Origin of the sequence: Paenibacillus sp. Aloe-11 (genome assembly GCF_000245715.1) — a bacterium.
Classification (GTDB): Bacteria; Bacillota; Bacilli; order Paenibacillales; family Paenibacillaceae; genus Paenibacillus; species Paenibacillus kribbensis.
The window spans coordinates 83,645-94,442 of the sequence record NZ_JH601080.1 but is presented as its reverse complement, the minus strand read 5'-3'; the positions used below and the strand labels follow the sequence as shown (position 1 = coordinate 94,442).

Genomic DNA, 10,798 nt, shown 5'->3' with positions numbered 1-10,798 from the left:
TCGCTGCCGAGTCGCTGCCAGATCGCTACGCGGGTGTCATAAGGGCAGAAGACGGAGTCTATGCCCAGCAGGCTTACGCCGCGCAAAATAAACGGCAGCACCGTCGTAGGCAGCTTGGTGCCTGCCGTCAGGCCGCTCACGGCAACGGAGCCGTTGTAGGCGATCTGGCTGAGCAGCGAAGCGAGCGGCTTTCCGCCTACAGGATCAACGGCCGCTTGCCAAAGCTGCTTGCCCAGCGGCCGGATGCTCTCCGCGCCGTCGTAGACTTCCTCGCGGGAAATGACCTCGGCGGCTCCGAGCGCCTTGAGGTAATCATGCGCATCAGCCTTGCCGCTGCTGGCTACGACATGGTAGCCCTGCTTGTTCAGCAGGGCAATGGCTGCACCACCTACACCACCCGTTGCTCCGGTGACGAGTACTTTGCCCTGATCCGGCGCAACGCCGTTTTGCACCAGCCGATATAACGACAGGGCTGCCGTGAATCCGGCTGTTCCGTAAATCATCGCCTCCTTCAGCGTAAGTCCGTCCGGAAGCGGAACGACCCAATCCGCAGGTACGCGAGCATATTCGCTGAAGCCTCCGAATTGAGACACACCGAGCCCGTATCCGGTCACGAGCACTGCTTGTCCTGCGCTGAAGCGGCCATCCTCCGAAGACACGACCGTTCCAGAGCAATCGATACCGGGTACGAACGGATAGGCTTTGACGATATTGCCATCCTTGCGGGCGGCAAGCCCATCTTTATAATTGATGCTGGAATAAGCGACACGAATCAATACTTCTCCAGCAGGTAAGCTGCCAGCTTCTAAAGAACGTACCTCTGCCTGAACTTCACCGTCCTGCGTCTGATCGACGACCAGGGCTTGAAAGGTTTGAGTCATTTGTAAAAAGCCTCCTTTATTATTGCAATGTGGGTCTATGAAAAGCGAATTTTCAGTATGCCTCATAAATCATGCTATAAAAATTTAGTTTATAACCATCTATGCAGTCTGTCAGCGGCAATACTCACAGGTTTATCCTATATTATACCCTTATGTCCTGATTCTGTCGGAAAAGCCGGGATTACAGAAATAATCGTGCCATTTGTGTTTCAATAAAGTTCGCTAATCGGTGTTTAAGAAAGTGATAAATGAATTCTTACACGTTTTTGCAAATCATTTTACGCAAACGGGATGTATTTTCAGAATGACTGTGCTAACATACCTTTTGATCGTTAAATAAATCTATGAAGAAAGGTGAATGAATGACAACCAGAGCACTAAAAAATGGTTCGGTATTGTCCGAAGCCAAGGAACTGAATCTGTTCCGTTTGACATGGCCTATATTCCTTGAATTGTTCCTGTTTATGCTGATGGGAAGCGTCGATACATTCATGCTCAGCTCTGTATCTGATGATGCAGTGTCGGGTGTGGGCGCGTCCAACCAAATTATTTCAATTGCCATCCTTGTACTGGAGGTTATCGGCAACGGCGCTGCTATCGTCGTAGCTCAATATATCGGTTCTAAAAAACTTGTCGAAGCGGCCCAGGTTACGGGCACGGCCATTACGTTGAATTTAATGGTAGGTCTATTGCTTAGCGTCATTTTTCTCGTCTTTGGTACTCATATGCTGCAATGGCTGAATGTCCAGGGAGATATTCTGGCTTATGCAGATTCCTATATAAGTATCGTCGGGGGTGCTATTTTCCTTCAGGCATTGATTAACGCGCTGGCGGCAACCATTCGTACACATGGGTTTACCCGGGAAACGATGTATGTATCGGTGCTGATGAACGTGATTCACGTTCTTGGCAATTATGTTTTGATTTTCGGACATTGGGGATTGCCTGCGCTCGGCGTAGAGGGGGCAGCTATTTCTACGGTAGGCAGCCGCTTTATTTGTCTCTTGATCTTCTTCTGGCTCATGTACCGGGTCACCGAGGTGCGTGTTGAGTGGAAATATTACGTCCAGTTGTCGAGAAAATTTATCTCTAAAATTTTGCGTATTGGTGTGCCATCCGCGTTGGAGTCGATTATGTATCAGTCGTGTCAGCTCATATTCACGCTATATGTAACTTATCTGGGTGCAGAGGCGATGGCTACGCGTCAATATGCGAATAATATTTCAAGCTATATTTATTTGTTCAGTATGGCTGTCGGTATGGGTACGGCGATCGTGGTGGGAAGGCTCGTGGGAGCCAGACAGAAGGATACAGCCTATAAACGGGTATTAAGCAGTGTGAAATGGGCATTGCTCGTGACCGTAATTATTGATGCAGTAGTTATATTTTTCCGTGTGCCTCTGCTCAGTTTGTTCACCGAAAATCCTGAAATTATCCGTTTGGGAGCACAGGTTATTTTACTTAGCATGCTACTGGAAACCGGCCGGACGACGAATATCGTCATTATTAACTCGTTGCGTGCTGCTGGAGATGCCAAGTTCCCGGTCTTTATGGGACTGATCTCCATGGTCTGCATGAGCTTGCCGCTTGGTTATCTGCTTGTGTTCAAGCTGGAAATGGGACTCGCGGGTGTGTGGCTGGCTATTGCCGCAGATGAATGGACTCGTGCCGTCATTATGTATGCCCGCTGGCGAAGCCGTTTGTGGGAAAAGCATGCGCTGGTCGAGCACGATACACCGGATCAGCCTGCAGCCCCGATTCCGGCACATTGATGCCTAGCAGCATTTATGATTACGTGGAGGCAGTTCAAGAGAACATCTTGAGCTGCCTCTTTTTGCTGTCTGAAGCACCATCCGTCTGCGCAGTGGCACCACAGGCAAGTTTTAGGCCCAGCATATATAATCATGTATTCATAAATAGAAGTATGGTAAATTTACTAAAAAAAAGATATACTTTTGTTGCACTAACGCAGTACATGAAGGACAAGGAGTGTATCGATGAAGAAGCCGACGATTGAAGATGTTGCCCAGAAGGCGGGAGTGTCTAAAAGCACGGTCTCGCAATTTCTGAACAAACGATATAAATATATGAGTGACCAGACCAGAGACCGGATTGCCGAGGTGATTCAGGAGCTGAATTATCAGCCTAACGGGCTGGCCCGCAGTTTGAAGCAAAATCGAACGTTTATGGTAGGTGTTATTGTAGCCAACATTGATTATACGCTGTCGATTCAGTCCATCCGCGCGATGGAGGAGGAATTGCAGCGCTTTGGCATTCAGGTGATCATCTGTAACGCCGACGAAAATCCAGACAAGGAGAGCCAGTATATTGAGATGCTCAAGGCCCGCCAGGTGGATGGCTTAATCATCTTCCCGACAGGCAAGCATGCCGATATTTACAACCAGCTCATTCGTGAAAAGTATCCGTTGGTATTTCTGGACCGCTTGGTGGACGGCGTGAATACACGCAGCCTGCTGCTGGATAACGAAATGGCGATCAAGCTGGCAATTCAGGAGCTGGTATCCCATAAACATGAGCGGATTGCGCTGATTACCCTGCCGCTTGGAGTGAACCGGATTACGCCGCGAGTAGAGCGGCTGAGCGGTTACAAAAAGGCGCTGGAGGAGGCTGGCTTGCCCTTCCGGGAGGAGTATATGCACAGTGTACCAAGAGAAAGAATCCAGCAGACGCTGGAAGAGCTGTTTCAGCTTCCGGAGCCACCAACTGCGCTATTGGCCGGGAATGATATCGTGCTGGCAGAAGCGCTGAAATATGTGAATGCCCGCCGTATACGCATTCCGGCGGAGCTGTCCATTATCGGAATTGATGATGCGGAGTTTGCCCATATTTACAATCCTCCGATTACGACCATTACGCAGCCGATTGCGGATATGGGGAAGCAGGCGGCCAAGACGCTGCTGTCCAGCATTGAGGAGGGCGGTGAATCGGTGCCGATCATTTACCGTTTTGTGCCGGATATCAATCGGGGAGAATCCGTCAAGACGCTGTAGACGAGCATCAAGTCATACACTATAAAAATAGCCCGTATTCCTTTGTACGGCCTGAGCATGCATATGCTGCTCAGGCCACACAAAAGCGAATACGGGCTATTGAAGGTTAAGTCCGACTTTTGCTGATTCGGCCTTGTTGAGCTTGCGCTAATAGCGGCGAAGATTATCCGGGGAATGAACTCGGTCTAATTCGTGCTGGCGCTGAGCAAAAAGGACTCCAGCTCGGCTCGCGTCGGATAGCCGTCCATGTCTCCGGCTGACATGACAGCCAGCGCGCCGAGGGCATTACCGCGCTTGACCGCTTCGGCCAGAGGCAAGCCCTCCAGCAGCGCACTGATGACACCTGCGGCAAAGCCGTCACCGGCTCCGACGGTATCCACGACATGATCTACGCGGAAGCGTTTGACATATCCCTCTGCATCTGCGGATTTGTAATATGCGCCTTCTGTTCCCAGCTTGATGATGACCAGCGAGGTGCCGCGGTCAAGGTAGAATGAGGCGATATCTTCAGGCGAGGTGTAGCCTGTCAATATTTTACCTTCATGAATGCCTGGCAGGAGCCAGTCGCAGCCCTCAGACGCTTCGTTAATGGCTTCCACCATCGTTTGTGTGTCAGGCCATAGCTTGGGTCTGAGGTTGGGATCGAAGGATACTGTTTTGCCTGCCTTTTTCATAAACTGCTTCGCATGTCGGGCGAAGTCGCGGCATTCAGGGGAAAGTGCGACAGAAATCCCAGTAAAGTGCAGGTGACGAGCCCCGGCAAAGTAGGCTTCGTTAAAATCAGCGATGCTGAGTGTGGAAGCGGCGGAATGCTTGCGGAAATACTCCACCTCCGGGTCACCGCTGGTGACTTTGGATTTAATCAGCATTCCGGTAGAGTGATCCTTGGTAAACATGACGTTCTGGGTGTCAATCTTCTCCTGGCGCAGCGAATCGGCAATAAACTTGCCGAACGTATCCTCGCCGAGTTTGGTCACGAGCCCGGCTCGTAGTCCCAAACGCGCCAAACCGGCCGAAACATTCGTCTCCGCCCCGGCCAGCGCTTTGGTGAATGAACGAACCTCATCCAGAGAGCCTGCTTCATTGGCATAAAACATGGCCATCGGTTCTCCGAAGGTAACAGCATCCAATGTTGCGGTCATTTGAATTCCTCCTTATGTTTAGTAAACTAAATCTGTAAGCGTATGCACCACCTGAATAAAATGAAATTATCACATAAATCGGTTTTTCACAATGATGAAGTTGATATATTTGTTAAAAACTTTTTGGATAATGTAGATAAAAAAATATGAATTTGTTTATCAAAAGGTAAAAAACGTTTAAAAATCCGTGAATAATCAGGAGTTTTCAAGGTTTAGTGAAGTTTTGGGTTGACACTCCCTTAGATAATAATTACAATTCTAGCTAAGAAGTAGAGTTAGAAACCGCTTTTATAACAATTCCGTTGATAAAAAAGTTTATCTAAACAGGAGGAATGTTTTTATGGAAATGCGTTATTCAACTCATCCCGAGCATGCCAAGCATTTTACGACTGAAGAGTTGCGTCAGCACTATCTGATTCAGGATCTGTTTGTGCCTGAGGAAGTAAAGTTGGTCTATACGCATGAGGATCGTGTCATTATCGGGGGTATTTATCCCGTGAATAAATCTGTTGCGCTGGAAGGCAGCGATCAAATCAAAGCGGCCACCTTCCTGGAGCGCCGTGAACTGGGTGTTTTCAATGTCGGCGGCAGTGGTACGGTCAAGGTAGACGGTGAAACCTACGAGCTGGCCACGAAAGACTGTCTCTACGTAGGCAAAGGTGGCAAGGAGTTGATCTTTGAAAGCGATTCCAGTGAAAAGCCTGCAAAATTTTATATCGTTTCGGCCTTGGCTCATACGACGTATCCGACAAAGAAGCAATCTTTTGCCGATGTGCCGTCTGAAAGTCTGGGTTCACAGGAAACGGCCAACAATCGTACGCTGCGCCGCTATATCCATGATGAAGGCATTCAAAGCTGCCAATTGGTTATGGGCATGACGACGCTGGAAAACGGCAGTGTGTGGAACTCCATGCCGACACATGTGCATGACCGCCGCATGGAAGTATATTTCTACTTTGAGCTGGAAGAGAACGCGAGAATGTTCCACATGATGGGCGAGCCGAACGAAACGCGTCACCTGGTGATGAAGAATGATGAAGCGGTTATTTCTCCGCCTTGGTCGATCCACTGCGGTGCAGCTACGGGCAGCTATACCTTTATTTGGGGCATGGCCGGTGAAAATAAAACATACAAAGACATGGATCAGGTAGCCATGAGCGAGTTGCGTTAATCCGTTGACGTTTTGAAACGGAGACCTGCAAGCGGCTGATGGTACATGGTGATCCCATTCGTGGAAAGGATCAGGAACATGACGAAAAGGAAAGTTTTGGAGCATATCACTTCGGTTGGTGTTGTCGCAGTTATTCGGGGAAACACAGCGGAGGAAGCGTACCAAATGTCCAAAGCCTGCATTGAAGGCGGCCTGGACAATATTGAGCTTACGTTTACTACGCCGGATGCAGACCAGGTCATTCGTAGACTGAAAGACGAATTTAAGGATCAGGCTGTTATTGGTGCGGGGACTGTACTGGAGTCACTGACGGCGAGAATCGCTATTTTGGCTGGAGCGGAGTTTGTTGTGAGTCCTTCTTTTGAGGAAGAAACAGCAAAGCTGTGCAATTTGTACGCGATCCCGTATATGCCCGGCTGTATGACGCTGAATGAGATCAAGGAAGCCATGAAATTAGGCAGTGATGTTGTCAAGCTGTTCCCAGGCAATACGATGGGCGCTGATTTTGTCAAGGCAGTCAAAGGGCCAATGCCTCATGTGCAGATTATGCCAACCGGTGGCGTTGATCTGGATAATATGGAGACCTGGCTGCGCAACGGATGTGTCGCAGTAGGGATTGGCGGCAATCTGACGGCTCCGGCCAAGGAAGGCCGCTATGATCTGATTACAGAAAATGCGGCGCGTTATGTGGCCAAATATAAAGAAATTCGTGCAGCGCTGTAACGTGTAAGACGATTTATTTAACTAAATAGATTTATACTAAACTGTGATGGAGGCGTAAGTATGGGCCTGGACAATTTTTCACTGGACTTTTTTAATCTGAAAGGCAAAACAGCCATTGTAACAGGAGGCAACACGGGTTTGGGTCAGGGCTATTCCGTAGCTTTAGCCAAAGCGGGCGCTGATTTGTTCATTGTAGCCAACATTGAAGAGTATGAAGAAACCAGACGTCTGCTGGAACCTACAGGTGTGAAGGTTGTCTTTTATAAAGCTGACCTGACGAAAAAAGAATCGATTAAGAAAATTGTAGAAGAATGCGTCAAGGAATTCGGCAAGATTGATATCCTTGTCAACAATGCGGGTACGATTCGTCGCGCTCCTTTGCTGGAGTACAAGGCTGAGGATTGGGACGCTGTCATGGAAATCAACCTGAATGCTGTATACCATTTGAGTCAGGAAGTAGCGAAGGTGATGGTAGAGCAAAAAAGCGGGAAGATTATCAATGTCGCTTCTATGCTTGCTTTTCAGGGTGGCAAGTTCGTTCCGCCGTATACAGCGAGTAAGCACGCAGTGGCTGGCTTGACCAAGGCATTTGCCAATGAGCTGGCGGTTCATAACGTTCAGATTAATGCGATTGCTCCTGGTTATATTGCGACTGCGAACACGGCTCCAATCCGTGCGGACGAGAGCCGCAATCAGGAAATTTTGTCGCGTATTCCTGCGGGCCGTTGGGGCGATCCTTCCGACCTGATGGGGGTTGTCGTATTCCTCGCCAGCAAGGGTTCCGATTACATGAATGGTCATATCCTTGCCGTGGATGGTGGCTGGCTGGTGCGTTAAGCAAGTTAAGCGCTGTAAAGCACCGTAAAACACATCTGAGTCATGAGCTGAAGGCTGTCTCCAAAGGAAAAAATCCTTGCAGACAGCCTTTGTTTGTTCAGTTGGAGCTGTATGCTGAACTGGAAGAATTGGCGTGCTATGCTGATCCGTCCTATGCATATGGCATCAATGCCCTTATAATTTAATAAGAGAAAAATTGCTCAGGCTCCAGCCGTACACCAGGTTGGAGCCTTTGAGCATAACACAGAGGGATAGGAGAATAGAGAGATGAATTCACAGCAACACCAACGAGCTTTAGTATACAAATCTTTGTGGTATGCCGGTCCTTGGGTGCTTGCTGCAGGAGTGATTCTGATTGGTGCCAATTTGCGCGCTTCGATTACTTCTGTAGGGCCCCTTATCGGCTTGATTAAGGATTCTTTGCATATCTCAAATACACTGAGCGGGTTAGTAACGACATTACCGCTGCTTGCTTTTGCCCTATTATCGCCTTTTGTGGCTAATCTGTCGCGCCGCTTCGGGTCATCCCGTGTTATTTTTGCAGCCTTGCTGCTGTTAACCGCGGGTATTGTGGTGCGTTCCACGTTGGGAGTGACAGCATTATTTATCGGAACAGCCATGCTGGGATTGGCTATTGCCGTGTGTAATGTTTTGCTGCCCAGTCTGATTAAAGAGGAATTTCCTCGCAACAGTGGGCTCATGACCGGCGTATATTCAGTAGCTATGAATGTGGTTGCTGCAACAGCATCGGGTCTGAGTATACCACTCGCTTTGAACGGAGGTATGGGCTGGCGTGGTGCATTGGGAATATGGGCCATTATGGGTGTGATTGGTATTTTACTTTGGATTCCCCAGCTTCTCAAAGCACGCAAAACGGTCAATAAGGCGGCCATATCCGCCCGAACCGTCAATGTGTATAAATCGTCTTTGGCCTGGAAGGTGACGCTGTTTATGGGACTGCAATCCGCCCTGTTTTATGTCCCTGCCGCCTGGTTTCCCGAGATGATGAGCGGACAGGGAATGGATTCCGAGACTGCGGGCTGGATGCTGTCTGTGCTGCAGTTTTCACAAATGCCGTTTACCTTTATTGTGCCAATTTGGGCAGCAAGATTGAAGGATCAGCGGATATTGGTCCTGATTATGGCTGCGCTGTATTTTATCGGTCTGGGCGGATTTCTGCTGGGGGCTACGCAGTGGAGTGTGGTTTGGGTCATTTGTATCGGTATAGCAGGCGGTTTTGCTTTTCCATTGGTGATGATGTTTTTTAATTTGCGGACACGGACTCCGCAGCAGGCGGCAGAGCTGTCTGGTATGGCGCAATCCTTTGGTTATTTGCTGGCGGCGACTGGGCCAACGCTGTTCGGCTATTTGCATGATGCGACACAAGGGTGGACGATTCCGCTGCTGCTGCTTTTGTGCCTGAGTGTTGTGCTTATGTTTACGGGGCTGGGTGCAGCGAAGAAACGATATGTCGGGGGCGAGGTGGATGATCAGGCTGCAATTTGATGCAGAGGGCTACAGTGTCATCTGTGGTACAGAGCAGGTCATACTGTTGGCCAAAGAGTTTGCGCTCCTGCGTTTTCTATATGATAACCGCAACCAGGTATTCACCCGGGAACAGCTGTTGGATCACGTATGGCCGTTGGAATATCCGGTAGAGCGTACGGTGGATGATCATATCTACAGATTGCGCAAAAAACTCAAGTCATGGAATACGCTTCGTATTCATACAGTCAGAGGGTATGGCTACAGCTTGACTCTGACTGACGTGCAGCGACCCATTCATCCGTCCTTATACGATCAGGAGGTGCAGGACGCCGTACATGGACTATTCCGGAAATACCAGCTACTGGGGCAGGGGAACTCCATCGTAGCGCTGGCTGCCCAGCAGGAGCAGATGGGTTTTGAATTGTCTCCTTTTTATCAAATGTATACCCGGTTTGTGCAGGCGGATATATTGTGGTTTTTGGAACGGGAGGACTTTGCTCCTAAAGATCGATTGTACTGGATGTTATTGCTATATACAGGTACAGCAGGGGTGACGGATGAGGGGCTTACTCTGTGTGAGCGTGCGCTTTCCAGCAGGCTACTGTCCAGTGATCAGGAGCGGGAATTGCGTATTCTCAACATTCTGGAGGCTTATGTGGAGAATGGCCAACCTGAACGCGCACAGGAAGGTCTGCCACTGACCTTGATGGTAATGGAACGGGATGATCTCGATAAATTTGTGATGCCTGTTGCACTGATGGAGATGTATATGCATCTAGTTGCCAATCATATGGAAAAGGCTGCTGAACTGTCTGATCGTCTGAAAGGCATGCTGTCGAAAGCTCCATATTTGCGCGAGCTGGGCCGTTATCGCATGATGCGCGGACTAATGCTGTTGCGTACTGGAGATGTGGACAACGCCGAGCGGCTCATAGATGAAGGGCTGGATACCCTTGATATGGGTAAACAGGAATTGCTAAAAATCAAAGCAGTCTGCCAAATCCGCGGTTTTTTGAAGCTTTGCGGCATCTACCCCATGTTGGAAGAGAAATATGCGGCTCGGTACGAACGACTTGATCGGAACAACGGCCTAACACTGCATCGTTCGGCGCTGAGGCGCTGGCTGGAGCAGACACTTTCTGGGGTCTGATATTTTTCGCTGTCTGATTTTCTTCTGATATAGGCCCGTTAGAATGTTCTTATTGCTACAGAAGCAGAAATTTGAGAGCAGGGTGAGTAGAAATGAAGGAGAAGAAAGAATTGCAATCCACGCCCAGTATTTGGCGCAATAGCCGTTTTACGCGAATGTTTGCAGCGCACACGGCTGCTTCCTTTGGCGATTGGTTTGATGCCATCGCCATTCAGGTACTTGTTGCTTATCGCTGGGAGGCTGATCCCATGCTGATTGCGCTGATTCCGGTCGTGATGGCGCTGCCGGGTCTGCTGCTGGGCTCCATCGCGGGTACTTTAGCCGACCGGGTACATAAGGCCCGGCTGATGATCGGCTGCGATGCAGCTATCGCCTTATTGACGCTGGCGATTCTC

Annotated in this window: 10 protein-coding genes; 8 read left to right on the top strand and 2 right to left on the bottom strand. The window is 49.3% G+C overall.

The window, feature by feature from the left end; all coding sequences use genetic code 11:
• Positions 1-881: acrylyl-CoA reductase family protein (locus tag WG8_RS24235; RefSeq protein ID WP_007432929.1), on the bottom strand; the 881-nt coding region annotated here is incomplete at its 3' end.
• A gap of 362 nt (positions 882-1,243) precedes the next feature.
• Between WG8_RS24235 and WG8_RS24230 the strand changes: the two genes are divergently transcribed.
• On the top strand, positions 1,244-2,653 hold the full coding sequence (locus WG8_RS24230; protein ID WP_007432928.1) for an MATE family efflux transporter: 1,410 nt from the start codon (positions 1,244-1,246) through the stop codon (positions 2,651-2,653).
• 225 nt (positions 2,654-2,878) lie between these two features.
• Positions 2,879-3,892, top strand: coding sequence for a LacI family DNA-binding transcriptional regulator (locus tag WG8_RS24225; protein ID WP_007432927.1), 1,014 nt, complete (start codon positions 2,879-2,881; stop codon positions 3,890-3,892).
• Positions 3,893-4,077: 185 nt separating this feature from the next.
• Here WG8_RS24225 and WG8_RS24220 read toward each other — a convergent pair whose 3' ends face one another.
• Positions 4,078-5,034: a sugar kinase gene (locus WG8_RS24220; protein ID WP_007432926.1), complete on the bottom strand. Its 957-nt coding sequence runs from the start codon at positions 5,032-5,034 to the stop codon at positions 4,078-4,080.
• Between the two features lie 340 nt (positions 5,035-5,374).
• Between WG8_RS24220 and kduI the strand changes: the two genes are divergently transcribed.
• The 6 genes from kduI to WG8_RS29185 form a co-directional block, all read left to right on the top strand.
• Positions 5,375-6,205: a 5-dehydro-4-deoxy-D-glucuronate isomerase gene (kduI, locus tag WG8_RS24215; RefSeq protein ID WP_007432925.1), complete on the top strand. Its 831-nt coding sequence runs from the start codon at positions 5,375-5,377 to the stop codon at positions 6,203-6,205.
• A gap of 78 nt (positions 6,206-6,283) precedes the next feature.
• Positions 6,284-6,928, top strand: coding sequence for a bifunctional 2-keto-4-hydroxyglutarate aldolase/2-keto-3-deoxy-6-phosphogluconate aldolase (locus WG8_RS24210; RefSeq protein WP_007432924.1), 645 nt, complete (start codon positions 6,284-6,286; stop codon positions 6,926-6,928).
• Positions 6,929-6,988: 60 nt separating this feature from the next.
• Positions 6,989-7,765: a 2-dehydro-3-deoxy-D-gluconate 5-dehydrogenase KduD gene (gene kduD / locus WG8_RS24205; protein WP_007432923.1), complete on the top strand. Its 777-nt coding sequence runs from the start codon at positions 6,989-6,991 to the stop codon at positions 7,763-7,765.
• Positions 7,766-8,032: 267 nt separating this feature from the next.
• On the top strand, positions 8,033-9,271 hold the full coding sequence (locus WG8_RS24200; protein WP_007432922.1) for a CynX/NimT family MFS transporter: 1,239 nt from the start codon (positions 8,033-8,035) through the stop codon (positions 9,269-9,271).
• Positions 9,252-10,403 (top strand): winged helix-turn-helix domain-containing protein, encoded by a 1,152-nt coding sequence (locus tag WG8_RS24195; protein ID WP_007432921.1) that lies wholly within the window; start codon positions 9,252-9,254, stop codon positions 10,401-10,403. The genes WG8_RS24200 and WG8_RS24195 overlap by 20 nt, the downstream gene beginning before the upstream one ends.
• A 92-nt stretch (positions 10,404-10,495) precedes the next feature.
• Positions 10,496-10,798, top strand: a 303-nt coding sequence (locus tag WG8_RS29185) for an MFS transporter (RefSeq protein ID WP_043891381.1), incomplete at its 3' end; no start/stop codon positions are given.